We start from the raw sequence: 15,277 nt of genomic DNA on the forward strand, positions 1-15,277 counted from the left end.
GTCAGTATTTCCTCTGCGATGGGAGCTTAATGCTGGGTTTTGCCCGCCTCGGCGTGGGTGCAGGGAGCAGCTGGCTGGCAACGGCTCTCTCTTCATCGGTAGGGATTACAAGGACCTCGACGCGTGAATTGGCAAGGCTGATGATCTCCTCGCCGCTTCGGTTCCGATCATGATCGACACCGACACCAAGCCAGCCGGCAGCAACTCCGATCTTCTCCCGGATCGAAGGCGCGTTTTCGCCGATGCCGGCTGTAAACACCAGCGTATCCAGTCCTCCCAGCGCAGCGGCCAGCGACCCGATCTCGCGCCCGATGCGGTAGACGAAGAGATCGACGGCGGCGGCGGCGGCGGGATCGTTCGAGCCGATGAGCGTCCGCATATCTCCTGATATGCCGGATATGCCGAGCAGGCCGCACCGTTCATAGAGAAGCGTCACCAGCTCGTCGGTCGGCAGCTTCCAGTCTTGCAGGAGATGAAGGATGATCCCCGGGTCGAGCGCGCCGCAACGCGTGCTCATGATCAGGCCATCCAGCGTCGAAAACCCCATCGTCGTCGCAATGCTTCGTCCGGCATCCATGGCGCACACGCTGGCGCCGCTGCCGAGATGGGCGACGATTGCCCGGCCGCCGGCGGCGGTGCCATAGCGGTCGCGCAGTCGCGAAGCGATGTGGCTGTAGGATAGACCGTGAAAGCCGTAGGAAACGATACCCGCCTCGGTCATCGCACGTGGGATGCCGTAGATCTTCGCAAGGCTCGGGCGGGTTGAATGAAACGCTGTGTCGAAGCATCCGAACTGCATGGCTTGCGGGAGGAGGTCGGTAGCCAGCGCCACAATATCGAGATTGATCCGCTGATGGATCGGCGCCAACGGCTCGAGCCGGGCGAGCGCGTCGAGCGCGGGCGCATCCAGCAACGTCGCTTGCGTGAAGTCGCGGCCGCCATGAACGATCCTATGCCCCACCCTGTCTATGCGGCGCAGGAGATCGCGATCGGCAAGGAGGGAGACGACGGAAGTGAATGCTTCGCCGATACCGATCGGTTTCTCGCCCAGGCTCTTCAAGATCTCCGGTCTGTCACCCACAGCCTCGGCATGCAGTTGCGGATGGCCGCCAAGCGAGGCGATGTTGCCGCGCAGCAGCAAAGGAAGGCCGTCGCGAGCCTCGAAGACAGCGAACTTCAGGCTGGAGGAGCCGCCGTTCAGGACGAGGATAGCGTCGGTCATGGGGCCGTCCGATGTGCTGTCACCGCAGTTCGCTGAAGACATGGCATCGGCTCAAGCCGGGCGGGTTTGCACCACATCCAGGTCTTGATCCCACTTCCAATCAAGTATCTCCGGCATATCCTGCCCGTGGGCGCGAATATAGGCTCGATGTTCAAGCAGCTTGCTGTCCATCGCCTGCTTGAGACCGACTTGAACGCTCTTGAGTTCCGGGACCCGTTCAAGCACGCTTTTGACGAGATGGAACCGGTCGAGGCCGTTCAGAACGGTCATGTCGAAGGGCGTCGTCGTCGTGCCCTCCTCTTTATAGCCACGCACGTGGATGTTGTCGTGGTTGGTGCGCCGATAGGTCAGGCGATGAATGGCCCAGGGATAACCATGATAGGCGAAGATGACGGGTTTGCCGGCGGTGAACAATGCGTCGAAATCGCGATCTGGCAGCCCGTGCGGGTGATGCTCCTTGGGCTGCAATGTCATCAGGTCGACGACGTTGACCACCCTGATCCTGAGCTCGGGGACGTGATGCCGGAGGATCTGCACGGCCGCTAGCGTTTCAAGCGTCGGAACGTCGCCGGCGCACGCCATGACCACGTCCGGCTCTTCGCCATTCTCGGTCGAGGCCCAGTCCCAGATGCCGATCCCTGTCTTGCAATGGACGATGGCCTTGTCCATCGACAGCCACTGCCACGATGGCGGCTTGCCAGCGACGATGATGTTGATGCGGTTCCATGTCTGCAGCACGTGGTCGGTCACGCAAAGCAAGGTGTTGGCGTCCGGCGGCAGGTAGACGCGCACTATGTCGGCCTTCTTGTTGAGGGCAACGTCTATGAAGCCGGGATCCTGATGGCTGAAGCCATTGTGTTCCTGATGCCAGACATGGCTCGACAGCAGGTAGTTCAGGGATGCGACCGGCCGCCGCCACGGAATGTGTCGGGAGGCATCCAGCCATTTCGCATGCTGGTTGAACATGGAATCGACGATATGGATGAACGCCTCATAGCAGGAAAACAGACCGTGCCGCCCGGACAGCAGGTAGCCTTCAAGCCAGCCCTGGCAGGTATGCTCGGAGAGGATTTCCAGAACCCTGCCGTCGCGGCCGAGATGAACGTCTTCGGGCAGGATCTTTTCCATCCAGGCGCGCTCGGTGACTTCGAACAGGTCCTGAAGCCGGTTCGAGGCGGTCTCGTCGGGACCAACGATGCGGAAGTTCTTCGCGGCATGGTTCAGTTCCATCACGTCACGCAGGAACTTGCCCATGGCCCGTGTCGACTCGGCCTTCACCGCGCCGGGCCGCTCGACTGTCACGGCATGGTCTTGCAACATGGGCAGATCGAGGGACTTGCGCAGCAGGCCGCCATTGGCATGGGGATTGGCACTCATGCGCCGCGTGGCCTGGGGCGTGGTGGCACGGATCGATGCGATGGCGACGCCGGAATCATCGAACAGTTCCTCAGGTCGATAGCTTCTCAGCCACTCCTCGAGCAGCTTCAGGTGCGCCGGATTTTCCGCGAGGCCGGATAAGGGAACTTGGTGCGAGCGCCAGAACCCTTCGGTCTTTAGCCCATCGACCTCCTTCGGGCCGGTCCAGCCCTTGGGGCTTCGCAGCACGATCATCGGCCATTTCGGTCTCGATGCCGATACCGCGGAACCATCGCGCGCCGCACGCTGGATCGCCTGGATGCGGTCGAGCGCATCGTCGAGCGTGGTCGCCATCAGCTCATGCATCAATACCGGATCATGCCCCTCGACGAACAGCGGTTCATAGCCATAGCCAACGAACAACGCTCGCAATTCTTCTTCGGGAATGCGGCCTAGAATGGTGGGATTGGCGATCTTGTAGCCGTTCAGGTGCAGGATCGGCAGCACCGCACCATCGCGTGCCGGGTTGAGAAACTTGTTCGAATGCCATGCGGTGGCAAGCGGTCCGGTTTCCGCCTCGCCGTCGCCGACGACACAGGCCACGACGAGATCAGGATTGTCGAAGGCAGCACCGTAGGCATGGGATAGTGCGTAGCCCAGCTCGCCTCCTTCGTGGATCGAACCCGGCACGTCGGGAGCGGCGTGGCTGGGAATCCCGCCTGGAAAGGAGAACTGCCGGAACAGCCTGCGCATTCCCTGCTCGTCCATCGAAATGTCGGGATTGAGCTCGCTGTAGGTGCCCTCCAGGTAGGTGTTTGCCACCATGGCCGGGCCACCATGGCCGGGACCGCAGACATAGATGACGTTCGCGTTCCGAAGCCGTATGGCGCGATTGAGATGGGTATAGATGAAGCTCAGGCCCGGAGACGTTCCCCAGTGACCGAGCAGGCGCGGCTTGACGTGCTCCGGCCGCAAGGGCTCGCGCAGCAGCGGATTGTCGAGCAGATAGATCTGCCCGATGGTCAGATAGTTGGCGGCGCGCCAATAGGCGTCGATGTCACGCAGCTCGTGTTCGGACAGCCGGCTGGTGGGGATCGGTATTGGCTTGTACTGGGTCATGCCTGTCTCTCGTTGCCGATTGCGAATGCCGCCGGATCGCGACGCGCCCGTACTCGTCGAACCCCAGCGAATGGATACCTACGCGTTCGCGCACCCTTCGCTCCGCCATTGTTCGGCTGACCTTCCAAATGCTCGACCGATCGGGATTGCGTGCACCTCCGGGAAGAGCTGAGAAAAGAGGCTCGCTGAAACTAGGCGCTCTCCCAGAGCCGCGGCATTGATTTGCATCAAAGTGGTGGCGCACCGTTGCGCTAGACTGAATGGATGAAAATCGCGTTGGCTCAGCTTCGGTTATGGCTGGCCGTGATCCTCCTGATCGCGGGCGGTGCCTTTGCCGCTTCTGCAATTGACGCCGATGCCGGCGTCACGACTGACGCCGCGACGCTCTCGACGAGCGCCACGCACAAGGCGATGGGTCACGTCGCGTCCACAGACCAGGACAACCATCGCGCCCCTTGTGATGACTGTCTGGATTGCGTGCATTCGGCCGGTTCCGGCTGTTGTGCTGCGGGCATTTCCGCCGACCAATGCGCCGTTCTTCATGACGCGCCGGTTGCCGTCCGCTTCATCGCGGGCAAGGCATTCCTGCCAACGGGCATCGACCCCGAGGCTCTCCTGCAACCTCCCCAAATCTTCGCCTGATATCGCGCCGTCGCGGCCCTGCGGACTGTTGAATCCAGCAGTGCCCGTCAAGCCACACAGCGCCCGACGATCTGCGAAACCATAACCGGCAGCGGCGATTTCGGCTGCCCTGCGCGCCATTTAGCGTTCGCCTGTCGGTTCACACCAACGAAAAGGAATTTGTCGTGAAAACTCATCTTCGATTCATCGCGCTTGCCGCATTCGCAACCCTGTCGGGCGCGGCTTTTGCTCAGACAGATCCGCACCATCCGGCGGCCGACGCACCACAAACGACGACAACGGCACCGGCCGCGGCGGCGACGCCGGGCGGCTTGCCTGAGCAGTGCTCGGCTATGATGTCCACGATGCAGAAGATGATGCCCATGATGGAGAAGATGGCTCCCATGATGCAGCAAATGATGCCGATGATGCAGGGTGGGCAAGGCGGCATGCAAGGCGGGATGACGCAGGGCGTCCAGGCCGCCGATCCCGATGTCGCTTTCGTCCAGGCGATGATCCCTCACCACCAGGGCGCCATCGATATGGCACGGGCGGTCCTGCAATTCGGCAAGGATGATCAGGTCAAGGTTTGGGCCAATCAGATCATCACGGCTCAGCAGGCCGAGATCGCCGCCATGCAGGAATGGCTCAAGCAACACGCGAAGTGAGAGGAGGAAGACATGGACAAACTCAGCGTCCTGTTCATCGGCATTGCGCTGGGCGTGGCGTCGGCCCTGATGAGCATGTTCTGCGCTTTGGCCGTCGTCATCTGGCCAGAGGCAGCACTCGATTTCTTCGGCGCCATCATGCACGGGCTCGACCTCAGCGCGGTCAGGTCTACGGCACCGATAAGCCCTGTCTGAGTTCTCTACGGCGTTCTCGGGCTTGGCATCGTCGGGCTGCTGGCGGGTGTCGTTTACGCCTCGATCTGCAATGTCGTCGCGACGGGGGCGCCGGTAGGCAAGTCAAGGTTCAGCCCATGAAAGCTACAGTCAATCCATGGACGACGTCGTCCGTCACTCTTGCCCTGGCGGGGATGATCATCGCCGGGATCGGACTGTATTTCATCGCCCTCAGGCCACCACTATTGCCGGAGGATGTCCGCTATATGCATCTCTCGGCCGTCGAGCTCGACGCGATCGGTCCACGTCTGGCGGTGTGGCTGACGCAGGTTTTCCGGGTGCTCGGCGGCTACGCTCTGGGCACCGGCGTTCTCCTGGTTGCGCTGGCAATCACCGCGTTCCGCGCGCGCCATCCAGTCGCGGTGGCCGGCGCTCTGGTCGGAGGAGCGTCGTCCATCGGCTTGATGTCGGTGGTCAACTTCACGATCGGCTCCGACTTCAGGTGGCCACTGTTCGCCTGCGCGCTGATCTGGGCCGTGAGCCTCATCGCGTATGGGCTCGAAAGCTCCCGCAATGACAATCGCTGACAAATAAGGAACCATCCCATGAATACCAACAACGTTCACCGCATGTCGGGTCCCCCGATCAGGTCCGAACCAGAACAGGAGCCCGAGGCTGGCAGGTTTTGGACTTCGAAGGTCGGTCTGGTGACGGCCGCTTTCCTGCTGATCGCCGCGTTTTTCCTTCTCACTGAGCACCGAGCGCACAGCCTAGGCGCCCTTCCCTTTCTGTTGCTGCTCGCCTGTCCTCTGCTTCACGTATTCCACCGCGGTCATGGCGGCCACGGCGGCCATGCGAGGCACAAGCAACCCGAGCCGGGCGCGCAAGACGGCACCACCCACCATAAAGGAGCATGACGATGGTCGAGCAATCTCCCGCCTACGGCCTCTGGGGCCTGGTCATAATCAATTCGGCGGTTTTCATCCTGTTCGCATTCAGCTTCTTTAAGCCGCGGACCGGTCGCGACTGGCGCTCCTTCGGAGCATTCAGCGCCTTCCTGGCGGCGCTGTTTGCCGAGATGTACGGCTTCCCCCTGACGATTTACCTGTTCTCCGGGTGGCTGCAATCGCGATACCCCGGCATCGACTGGTTCTCGCATGATGCCGGTCACCTCCCGGAAATCATGTTCGGCTGGCGTCTCAATCCGCATTTCGGCCCGTTTCACGTTCTCAGCTTCTTCCTGATCGGCGCCGGTTTCATGCTGATCTCGACCGCATGGCGGGTGCTTTACCAAGCGCAGCATCACAATCGCCTCGCGACGGCCGGTCCCTATGCCTCCATACGGCATCCGCAATATGTCGGCTTCGTCCTCGTCATGGCGGGATTCCTCGTGCAATGGCCGACGCTGCTGACGCTGGCGATGTTCCCCATTCTGGTCGGCATGTATGTGCGGCTTTCCTTCATCGAGGAGCGAGAAGCGAGGAAGGAATTCGGCGACGCATACGACCGTTATGCGGCCCGGGTGCCCGCCTTTTTGCCGCATCTGGCCAGGCTGTTCGGCTCCGCCGGCGGGCGCCGTGCGCCCTGATCGCACCAGTTCATCGCCGGCGCGTTTTGCGTCTGATCTTTGTGTGCTGAACGAAACAACGAAACTCCCAATCGAAGCGAAGGAACCACTATGAAACGCCGAGATATCCTGAAGGGCGCAGTTGCAGGCGCCGCAGCTTTTGCGATCCCATCATCCTTGCTCGCCGCAGTCTCCGCCAGCCAGCCGGGCGGCCAGATGCTTGGCATCTCGCGCCGCACGATCGAGGTGAACGGTAAAGCTGCAAGCGTCTTCGGCCTGCAAAGGGCCGACGGCGCGCCTGGCCTGCGCTTGCGGGCGGGCGAAGCCTTCAACGTGCTGCTTCGAAACGAGACTGCCGAGCCGACGATCATACATTGGCACGGGTTGACGCCGCCGTGGCCGAGCGACGGCGTAGCCGACGCGCCACTGCCGCTCATCGGCGCTCGCGCCGATCGCAGTTTCGATTTTCCGATCGGCGAGCCCGGCACCTTCTGGATGCACGCCCATACCTTGCAGGAACAATTGCTGCTCGCCGCGCCGCTCATCGTCGCCGATCCCGCCGATGACGCAAAGGACGAGCAGGAGGTCGTCATCCTGCTCCACGATTTCTCGTTCGCATCGCCTCAGGAGCTGCTGGCTGGGCTGCGGAACAAGAACACCGGCGGCTCCATGCCGATGGACGGCATGGATATGCCGGGAGCGCAAGCCGACGCCATGGCAGGGATGAACGATGGCGGCATGACGACTGATATCAACGACATCGCGTATGACGCCTATCTGGCCAATGACCGGTCCCTGAACGACCCCGAGATCGTGCCGGTCGAACGAGGCGGACGCGTGCGGATCATCAACGGCGCTACGGCGACGGCGTTTACAATCGATTTCGGGGAACTTGAAGGCGAACTGATCGCGGTCGACGGCCAGTCTGTCGAACCGGTCAGGGGCCGGCGGTTTCCGATGACGATGGGCCAGCGCATCGACGTGCGCCTGCGGTTGCCGCGTGACCTCAGCTCCTCCTTTCCGATCTTGGCGCTGCGCGAGGGACGCAAGGAACGGACCGGAATTGTCCTGCGCCCGGCGGGGGCCGCGGTAGCCAAGCTCGGGACGGCGGCTGATGTCGACGCCCCGGTTTTGGACCTGACGCTCGAGGCGCAACTTCGAGCAATCGCGCCACTTGCATCGCGCCCTGCCGACAAGACGTTCGAGATGGCGCTGACCGGCGACATGGCCGCCTATCGCTGGGGCCTCGAAACCAACGCTCCGCTCCTCGTGGACAGGGGCGATCGCGTCGAGGTCACGCTGCGCAACGATACCATGATGGCCCACCCGATGCATCTTCACGGCCATCGTTTCCAGGTGGTCGCGGTAGACGGGCAACGTTTCGGGGGCGCCGTTCGCGATACCGTGCTGGTGCCGCCGATGCGCTCGGTCACCATTGCCGTGGACGCGGGCAATCCTGGCAAATGGGCATTCCATTGTCACCATCTCTACCACATGGCGAGCGGCATGATGTCGACCTTTGCCTATCGAAGCTGAGACACCGCAGCCAGTGCGAATGCCGGCACGAACCCGCGGGCACGGAGAACGATGATGAAAAAGGTCAATCTGGAAGTGCGCGACCTTGTCGGCACGATGGATTTCGCAGCGGTCGAAAAACGTCTCGCGGCTCTGCCGGGCGTCGCCGGTGTCGCCATGAACGCGGGGTCTACGACCGCGACCGTCGAATTCGACGAAGGACGGACGAGCCCCGAGACCCTTGCCAAGGAAATCGAGGCCTGCGGCTTCCATTGCCGAGGCGAGACCGTGCCCCGGCATCTGTGCGTTCCCGACGACATGACGATTCCGCCGGGGCATCGGCAAGCAACCTCCGGGCTTGTCGGGCATGATCACGCCGAGCACGATCATGGAGGGCACGCCGCCATGACCGAACCCGGTGCAGCGGGACAAAGGACGGCTGCGGCCATGCCGCACGACGCCATGGCCCATGAGATGGGACACGGCGCCGGCATGGACATGCAGGGCATGGTCAAGGACATGCGCAACCGGTTCTTCATCAGCCTAGTCTTCGCGCTGCCGATTTTCGCCATGGAGCCGATGGGCCTCGGCGAGCCCTGGCTGCGTCCGCCCTTCGGCCTCAGCGAAGACGTTGCGATGTTTTTCCTCGCCAGCGCCGCGATCCTCTACCCGGTCTGGCCGTTCCTGGTGGCCGCCTGGCGAGCCCTGCGCAATGGCGTCCTCAACATGGCCGTGCTGGTGGTGCTGAGCGTCGGCACCGGCTACCTGTTCAGCGTCGGCGCGACCTTCTTCTTCGAGGGGCAGCAATTCTACGAGGCCGCGAGCGTGCTGCTCGTGTTCATCCTGCTCGGCCATTGGCTGGAGATGCGCGCACGTGCCGGGGCATCGGCCGCAATCAGGGCTCTGCTCAACCTCGCCCCGCCCAAGGCTTCCGTTCTCCGTGGTGGCAAGGAGATCGAGGTTGCAACCGCCGAAGTCGTGCTCGGCGACATCGTGGTCCTGCGCCCCGGCAACAAGCTTCCCGTCGACGGCGAGGTGATCGAGGGCACCTCGACCATCGATGAATCGATGCTGACCGGCGAGTCGATGCCGGTGACGAAGAAGGTCGGGGACAAGGTCATCGGGGCGACGATCAACAAGAGCGGCACGCTGCGCTATCGCTCGACCAAGGTGGGTGCTGACACCGCTCTTGCCCAGATCGTCAAGCTGGTCCAGGAGGCCCAGAACTCGAAGGCGCCGGCGCAACTGCTCGCCGATCGCGCTTCGCAATGGCTGGTGCTTGCCGCGATCGTGATCGGACTTGCGACCTTCGCCGTCTGGTTCTGGTGGCTTGGCCAGCCCCTGCTGTTTGCGATGACCTTGACCATAACCGTCTTTGTCATCGCTTGTCCCGATGCGCTCGGCCTCGCCACGCCGATGGCCGTCATGGTCGGCACCGGTCTTGGCGCTTCAAACGGCATTCTGTTCAAGAATGCCGCGGCTCTCGAGGAGGCGACCAAGCTCAACGTAATCGTCTTCGATAAGACCGGCACGCTCACCATGGGCCAGCCCAAAGTTGTCGAAATCGTGCCAGCCGCCGGCGTTTCGCCGGACGAGGTTCTACAAGTCGCGGCCGCCGTGGATCAGGGCTCCGATCATCCGCTGGCCGTTGCCATCGTCGAACGGGCCAGGGATATGAAGCTTCCCAAGGTTTCGGGCTTCCTGAATATCGAAGGCAAGGGCGCCACGGCCGCCATCGGCGGAGGCCAGGTTTTCCTCGGCAACCGGCGCCTTATGGACGAGCAGAAGATCGATATTGTCGCACTCGGTGAGAAGGCCGAGGCGTTCAAGGGCGAAGGCCGCACGGTTATCCACGTGGCACGGTCCGGCAAGCTACTCGGGCTGATCGCGATCGCCGACACGCCACGCCCGACGGCCGTCGCGACGATTGCCAAACTGCACGAGCAGGGCGTGCGCGTGGCCATGCTCACCGGCGACAACGCCGGCACCGCGAAACGCATCGCCGACGCACTCGGCATCGACATCGTCCTCGCGGACGTGCTGCCAGGGCAGAAGGCAGAGAAGATCAAGAAACTGCAAGGCCAGGGCCTGAAGGTCGGCATGGTCGGCGATGGCGTCAACGACGCGCCGGCTCTGACGCAAGCCGATGTCGGCTTCGCCATCGGTGCGGGCACCGATGTCGCTATCGAGAGTGCCGACATCGTGCTGATGAAGAGCGATCCCTACGATGTGGTCGGCGCGATGACGCTCTCGCGCGCCACGCTGCGCAAGATGCACCAGAACCTGTGGTGGGCGGTCGGATACAATCTCATCGCCTTCCCGATCGCGGCAGGCGTATTCTATCCGTTCCTGCTGAGCCCCGAGCTAGCGGCGCTGGCAATGTCGGGCAGTTCGGCTCTCGTGGCCATCAACGCCCTGCTGCTCAAGCGAACCAGGCTGGAAGGCATCCGGCCCGCCGCCGCATCGACGACCGAAGGCGTCGCCCATGAGCACCCGCGCGGCTCGCTGGCATGAGCATGTCGATGCAAGCTCGCCTGCCGACGTCGAGTTGGGTCGTGGGCTCACTTCTTGCCTCGGCCTTCGTCGTTGCGCTCGGCTACGGAATTGTCTTGCCGGTCTTGCCGATGATGGTCGAGCGGCTTGCCGGGTCCACCGACCCGGCATTCAATGCGCGGCAGATTGGCCTTTTGACCGCTGCCTATGTCGCCGCGCCGGTGGGCGCCGCTTTCCTCTGGGGGAAGTGGTCGGATTCGATCGGGCGCAGACCTGTCCTTGTCGTCGGTCTGGCTGGCTTTGCCGTCACCTTGGCAGCTTCGGCGCTGGCACCGAATCTGCTCGTTCTTTATGTCGGGCGGATATTGAATGGCGGCTTCGCGGCTGCCGTAGGTCCAATGGCTCTTGCGTTCATTGCCGACACCGAAGGTGGGGCCGACACCGAGGGCGAGGACGATCGCCGCACAAGAGCATTCGGCTGGATGAGCATGGCATCGATCGCAGGCTTCCTGGTCGGGCCGATGCTCGGCGGGCTCGCTGCGGAACTGAATTTCGATTTGGGCGTGGCGGCTGTCGCGCCGCAAGCGGTCCCCTTCTTCCTTGCGTCCGGCCTCGCATCAGTAGCAGCCCTTGGCGTGTGGTTTGCGCTGCCTGACAAGCTGCCGGGGGCCCGTGCCGAGGTGAGCAAGAGCGGCTCACCGATGTTCGCACCCGGAGAGCTGCGGCTGCTCGCTCTTGCTGCTGTGGCTGCCGCAGGGCTTGGCGCATTCGAGGTCGGGCTCACCTTGCGAAACGTTGAACTCGCCATGGGTCCCGCTGCGCTCGGCCTCATGTTCGCAACCTGCAGCGTCGTGATGTTTGCGGTCCAGGGCCTCGTCTTTTCGCCGCTCGTCAAACCGGCAGCGGCAAGGTCGCTTGTGCCCCCAGCCTTCCTGGTGATGGCGGTCGGTCTGGCGGCTATGTCGAAACTTGCCGCGCTCAGGGAAATGCTGTTTGCGGTTTCTGCTGTTTCTGCTTCGGCCGGCGTGATCAGCCCGCTGCTCGCTTACTGGGTGTCGCGCATCAGCGCACGAAGCCAAGGCATGGAACTCGGCATCCAGTCGGCAGCGGTCAGTCTCGGGCTGTCAGTGGGTTCCGCGGCCGCCGGCCTGCTGTTTGGTTCCCATCGTCTGGAGGGCGCCGCCTTCCTGGTCGCAGCCGCGGCCATGGGTCTCGCCGCAATCGCAAGCCTGAGGCTGCGGCCACCGCCGGCGCCAGAGCGTCAGGAAGCGCGACCGGCCCCTGCTAACCAAACGGACGCAGCGATTTGATCCAGGTCATTGCGAGTGGAACTGCCAAGATGTGAAATGTAAGAAAACAGGAGGGTCGCATCGATGCTGATCCGCACGCTCTCCACTTTGGAATGCACGAAAATCCTGGCAGCCAATCGCGTCGGCCACTTGGCATGCGCGAAGGACGGACAACCCTACGTGGTCTGCTTCAACTACGCCTATGCCGACAACCACCTCTATGCATTCTCTTTGCCGGGCAAGAAGATCGACTGGATGCGCGCCAACCCCTTGGTGTGCGCCCAGATCATCGAACACACCCAGGGACGCGGATGGAGAAGCGTGATTGTCGACGGCAGCTTTGAAGAACTGCCTGATCAGATCGGCCACGAGCTTCAGCGCGGTCACGCGTGGTCAGTGTTGAGCAGGCATGTGGAGTGGTGGGAGCCCGGTGCGCTCAAGCCCGTTATGCCTCCCGTGTCAGATAGCTTGCCGCACGTTTTCTTCCGGATCCTCATAGAAGAGGTGAGCGGCCGGGAAGCAACTGAATAGGCTGTTTTCCATCGTCATGCATCGCGAACGGGATGCGTGTGCCGGTGGCACGGGAGAGGCCATGAATTGCGCGGGCGCGGCCCGCTTTCGACGGACCAAGCCCGCGCCCAACTCAGGCCAGTATCTTTCTATTTGCCCTGGATAAGGTCCATGACAGGCGGAAAGGTCAGTAATACGCCCACCGCCAACAAGGCGAAGGATACAGAAACCACTTTTCCCATTTCCACATTCTTCCCGGCCCATCTGCGCGAAAGGACAAACCAGGCGACTAGCCAAACGATGACCGCGCTGGTCGAGACGCCGGACAAGCCACCGGTCGGTGTGTAGAACGTGAAGAAGTGGTTGAGCGATGCAAAGGCATCCCCGGCTAGGGCGAAAATCCCCATCGCAGCACACCCAATTCCGGCGGCCAAGATTGCGGCCGCACCTGAGCCGTTGGGAATCTCGTCGGTCCTGATAGGGTTGATATTGGCCATGACTATTCGCCCTCCTGTTCACCGGCGATGATCTCGATCATCGCGCCACCACGAACCGGAGCATATTTGTTAAGAAACGCTCCGAAAGCGCCCGCTACCCCGGTCGCCACGAAGGCGACGACCGCGAAGCCGATGACGGCCGAGCGGATTTCCTTCTGCCTGGCCAAAGCCGGTCCGTATTTGGCGAAGACATAGGCGACCATCGTCATCGCAATTGGCGCAAGCCAGGCCACATGCTCCTTCCATTCCATGCCCAAGCTATGCCACGCGGATGTTTTTGGACTGGAGGTGAGCAGGAACTTCGGATAATCGGCCAGCTCGGTAACCCCTGGGGGCACCGCCGCTCGATACCATGGGTACACAATGTAAGCACCCGACAGCACCGCTCCCCAGGCAAGGACGACCATTACCGAGAGATAAAGCAAAAGCAGATTGTGTTCTCTGGCACTTGGGATGGATGGGGCTCCAGGTGCAGACATTCGATAGAGCTCGGCAAGCGCTGCCGAAAACGCCAGCATGAATAGCGCCCCAAATCCCATGCCGTGGAATACTGTCATAAGATCGCGGAAAGAGATTTCCATGACATCATCTCCTGCGTTGACAAGCTTTAATCAAAGGCCGATGGCGCGCGCTCCGCTTTGATCGGGATCAATTTGCGATATTCAGCGACATTATTTTGAAGTCTTATTTGAACAAACTTGCCACTGCAGCTGTTGGCGGCCGGCGCTGAAAGGGTCGTGAGAACGGACCCCATTCCGCATCCGCCGAATGCGATTTCCCTCGCCGGCTTAATGCTCGCCTATTTCTCAGCCTTGGTCGTATCTACCCGAACTCAACCCCAAGCCGATCAAACAGCTGGCCAAGCCGATCAAACAGCTGGCGTCGACTCCTGATCCAACCCTCTCAACCAGCCGCCTTCAAATCCTGCCCGTTGCAGGCCATTGCGGACATAGGGGCACGAGCGCATCAACCGCCACAACAGGCCGCTGTTTTCGTTCTCGATCATCAGGACAACTGGGCCTTCGTTGAGGCCGAAGTGCCAAGGCGAAACCCACCATCCAAAGGCGTTGCCGGATGTCCCCGGATGCGTGGGATTAAAGGCTGCCTTGAAACCATAGGCTTTGGCCGCTTTGAGCTTCGCCTGGTGGATGCAGAAGCTGATCGCCGGCCGCACGATTTCCGGAGCGAACGGCAAGGAGGCAGCGACGGCCCACGGAGCGAGCGTGCCATCGTCGGGACCATACGGGACACCCCGCCCTACATAGCCCTCGAACCTGCGTTCGATGCCGTTCAGCTTGAGCGTGGAAGGGCCAGGACCCTCGCTTGCGGTAATGCCCCAGCAGTGTTCGCCGTAACCCTCGAATCCACGTGGATTATTAATGGCGTAGCGCTGCTGGACGTAGGTGGCGCGTCGGCTGTTCTCGAAATAGTCGCTCCCCTTGCTGCGCATGAAGGCATCCTGCAAGCCCCGAAGATCGATCCATACGTGCGAGAGTTGGTGGATGAATAGCGGTCCCGCATAGAGATAGTCGTAGCCGTAACAGCGCTCCCATCTGAAGGTCGAGGTCCAGGCCGTGTAGCTGCTCCAGGGCAAGGGGTGTGTCGGGGAACCCAATCCCAGGACATAGAGCAAGAGCGCCTCGTCATAGCCTTGCCAGCGATACTTCAGGAAACCGTGCTCCGGTGTCCAACCATGGGTGACGGTTTCTCCCTGGTCCTGCGCCCAGCACCAGTCGGCTCGGCGATAGAGCGCATCCGCCAAGGTGCGGATTTCCGTTTCGGCCTCGGTGTCGGCATCGAAATACTGCCCTGCGGCCAGTGCGCCCGCCAGCAGGAGCGTGCTGTCGATGGTCGATAGCTCGCATTGCCAGGCCCGCCGGCCGGTTTGCATATCCAGAAAATGATAGTAGAAGCCACGATATCCCGTGGCGTCCGGCTCCGGGCCCTGTGGACTGTTCCAGAAGAAACGCAGCGTTGCCAAAGTGCGTTCGACGGCCGCGCCTCGCGCCATGAATCCGCGCTCGACTCCAACCGGATAGCAAGCCAGCGCCAAGCCGGTGGCCGCGATGCTTGCGGGCCAATTCGCTTCGGTCTTGTCCAGAACGAGACCGTTGGCAGGGTTCGCCTCATGAATGAAGTAGTCGAATGTCTCCCGCTGCAGCGTAGCCAGATCGTCTTGCTCGGCAGACATGTCCATCAGGTGGTTGGCGTGCGAAGATTGCGATTGCACCAAGGTATTTGCCCAC

Annotated in this window: 15 protein-coding genes; 10 read left to right on the top strand and 5 right to left on the bottom strand. The window is 62.1% G+C overall.

What is annotated here, in order from left to right; genetic code table 11:
* Position 1: 1 nt before the first annotated feature.
* Together NKI49_RS18365 and NKI49_RS18370 are read right to left on the bottom strand one after the other, a co-directional pair.
* Positions 2 to 1,222: an acetate/propionate family kinase gene (locus NKI49_RS18365; RefSeq protein ID WP_352603739.1), complete on the bottom strand. Its 1,221-nt coding sequence runs from the start codon at positions 1,220 to 1,222 to the stop codon at positions 2 to 4.
* Between the two features lie 51 nt (positions 1,223 to 1,273).
* The gene (locus NKI49_RS18370) at positions 1,274 to 3,697 is read right to left on the bottom strand and encodes a phosphoketolase family protein (RefSeq protein ID WP_352603741.1); all 2,424 of its coding nucleotides are present in this window, start codon (positions 3,695 to 3,697) and stop codon (positions 1,274 to 1,276) included.
* Between the two features lie 264 nt (positions 3,698 to 3,961).
* Between NKI49_RS18370 and NKI49_RS18375 the strand changes: the two genes are divergently transcribed.
* From NKI49_RS18375 to NKI49_RS18420, 10 genes are all read left to right on the top strand, one after another.
* Positions 3,962 to 4,339 carry a hypothetical protein gene (locus NKI49_RS18375; RefSeq protein WP_352603743.1) on the top strand — a complete coding sequence of 126 codons (378 nt, stop codon included), beginning with the start codon at positions 3,962 to 3,964 and terminating at the stop codon, positions 4,337 to 4,339.
* Between the two features lie 164 nt (positions 4,340 to 4,503).
* Positions 4,504 to 4,986: a DUF305 domain-containing protein gene (locus NKI49_RS18380; protein ID WP_352603745.1), complete on the top strand. Its 483-nt coding sequence runs from the start codon at positions 4,504 to 4,506 to the stop codon at positions 4,984 to 4,986.
* 12 nt (positions 4,987 to 4,998) lie between these two features.
* Positions 4,999 to 5,181, top strand: a complete 183-nt coding sequence (locus NKI49_RS18385; protein WP_352603747.1) for a DUF5676 family membrane protein — start codon at positions 4,999 to 5,001, stop codon at positions 5,179 to 5,181.
* A 116-nt stretch (positions 5,182 to 5,297) separates the two neighbouring features.
* The gene (locus NKI49_RS18390) at positions 5,298 to 5,747 is read left to right on the top strand and encodes a hypothetical protein (protein ID WP_352603749.1); all 450 of its coding nucleotides are present in this window, start codon (positions 5,298 to 5,300) and stop codon (positions 5,745 to 5,747) included.
* An 18-nt stretch (positions 5,748 to 5,765) separates the two neighbouring features.
* Entirely contained in the window at positions 5,766 to 6,077 is a 312-nt protein-coding gene (locus tag NKI49_RS18395; protein WP_352603751.1) for a DUF2933 domain-containing protein, read from the top strand.
* A 2-nt stretch (positions 6,078 to 6,079) separates the two neighbouring features.
* Positions 6,080 to 6,748 carry a methyltransferase family protein gene (locus NKI49_RS18400; RefSeq protein WP_352603753.1) on the top strand — a complete coding sequence of 223 codons (669 nt, stop codon included), beginning with the start codon at positions 6,080 to 6,082 and terminating at the stop codon, positions 6,746 to 6,748.
* 90 nt (positions 6,749 to 6,838) lie between these two features.
* Positions 6,839 to 8,263: a multicopper oxidase family protein gene (locus NKI49_RS18405; protein ID WP_352603755.1), complete on the top strand. Its 1,425-nt coding sequence runs from the start codon at positions 6,839 to 6,841 to the stop codon at positions 8,261 to 8,263.
* Between the two features lie 54 nt (positions 8,264 to 8,317).
* Positions 8,318 to 10,756, top strand: a complete 2,439-nt coding sequence (locus NKI49_RS18410; protein ID WP_352603757.1) for a heavy metal translocating P-type ATPase — start codon at positions 8,318 to 8,320, stop codon at positions 10,754 to 10,756.
* Positions 10,757 to 10,797: 41 nt separating this feature from the next.
* A complete protein-coding gene (locus NKI49_RS18415; RefSeq protein ID WP_352603759.1) occupies positions 10,798 to 12,045 on the top strand; it encodes an MFS transporter in 1,248 nt (415 codons plus the stop codon).
* A 63-nt stretch (positions 12,046 to 12,108) separates the two neighbouring features.
* Positions 12,109 to 12,555, top strand: a complete 447-nt coding sequence (locus tag NKI49_RS18420; protein ID WP_352603761.1) for a pyridoxamine 5'-phosphate oxidase family protein — start codon at positions 12,109 to 12,111, stop codon at positions 12,553 to 12,555.
* 128 nt (positions 12,556 to 12,683) lie between these two features.
* Here NKI49_RS18420 and NKI49_RS18425 read toward each other — a convergent pair whose 3' ends face one another.
* From NKI49_RS18425 to NKI49_RS18435, 3 genes are all read right to left on the bottom strand, one after another.
* Positions 12,684 to 13,031: a hypothetical protein gene (locus NKI49_RS18425; protein ID WP_352603763.1), complete on the bottom strand. Its 348-nt coding sequence runs from the start codon at positions 13,029 to 13,031 to the stop codon at positions 12,684 to 12,686.
* 2 nt (positions 13,032 to 13,033) lie between these two features.
* Entirely contained in the window at positions 13,034 to 13,612 is a 579-nt protein-coding gene (locus tag NKI49_RS18430) for a hypothetical protein (RefSeq protein WP_352603765.1), read from the bottom strand.
* Positions 13,613 to 13,899: 287 nt separating this feature from the next.
* Entirely contained in the window at positions 13,900 to 15,228 is a 1,329-nt protein-coding gene (locus tag NKI49_RS18435; RefSeq protein WP_352603856.1) for a glucoamylase family protein, read from the bottom strand.
* Positions 15,229 to 15,277 lie beyond the last annotated feature (49 nt).

This window comes from Mesorhizobium sp. M0587, assembly GCF_040320945.1.
Lineage (GTDB): Bacteria > Pseudomonadota > Alphaproteobacteria > Rhizobiales > Rhizobiaceae > Mesorhizobium.

Excerpts from the sequence above, each read along its gene's own strand:
- NKI49_RS18385 (WP_352603747.1), top strand. The coding sequence starts at position 4,999 with ATGGACAAACTCAGCGTCCTGTTCATCGGCATTGCGCTGGGCGTGGCG.
- NKI49_RS18365 (WP_352603739.1), bottom strand. The coding sequence starts at position 1,222 with ATGACCGACGCTATCCTCGTCCTGAACGGCGGCTCCTCCAGCCTGAAG.
- NKI49_RS18370 (WP_352603741.1), bottom strand. The coding sequence starts at position 3,697 with ATGACCCAGTACAAGCCAATACCGATCCCCACCAGCCGGCTGTCCGAA.
- NKI49_RS18425 (WP_352603763.1), bottom strand. The coding sequence starts at position 13,031 with ATGGCCAATATCAACCCTATCAGGACCGACGAGATTCCCAACGGCTCA.
- NKI49_RS18435 (WP_352603856.1), bottom strand. The coding sequence starts at position 15,228 with ATGGACATGTCTGCCGAGCAAGACGATCTGGCTACGCTGCAGCGGGAG.
- NKI49_RS18430 (WP_352603765.1), bottom strand. The coding sequence starts at position 13,612 with ATGGAAATCTCTTTCCGCGATCTTATGACAGTATTCCACGGCATGGGA.
- NKI49_RS18420 (WP_352603761.1), top strand. The coding sequence starts at position 12,109 with ATGCTGATCCGCACGCTCTCCACTTTGGAATGCACGAAAATCCTGGCA.
- NKI49_RS18395 (WP_352603751.1), top strand. The coding sequence starts at position 5,766 with ATGAATACCAACAACGTTCACCGCATGTCGGGTCCCCCGATCAGGTCC.
- NKI49_RS18410 (WP_352603757.1), top strand. The coding sequence starts at position 8,318 with ATGAAAAAGGTCAATCTGGAAGTGCGCGACCTTGTCGGCACGATGGAT.
- NKI49_RS18400 (WP_352603753.1), top strand. The coding sequence starts at position 6,080 with ATGGTCGAGCAATCTCCCGCCTACGGCCTCTGGGGCCTGGTCATAATC.
- NKI49_RS18405 (WP_352603755.1), top strand. The coding sequence starts at position 6,839 with ATGAAACGCCGAGATATCCTGAAGGGCGCAGTTGCAGGCGCCGCAGCT.
- NKI49_RS18375 (WP_352603743.1), top strand. The coding sequence starts at position 3,962 with ATGAAAATCGCGTTGGCTCAGCTTCGGTTATGGCTGGCCGTGATCCTC.
- NKI49_RS18390 (WP_352603749.1), top strand. The coding sequence starts at position 5,298 with ATGAAAGCTACAGTCAATCCATGGACGACGTCGTCCGTCACTCTTGCC.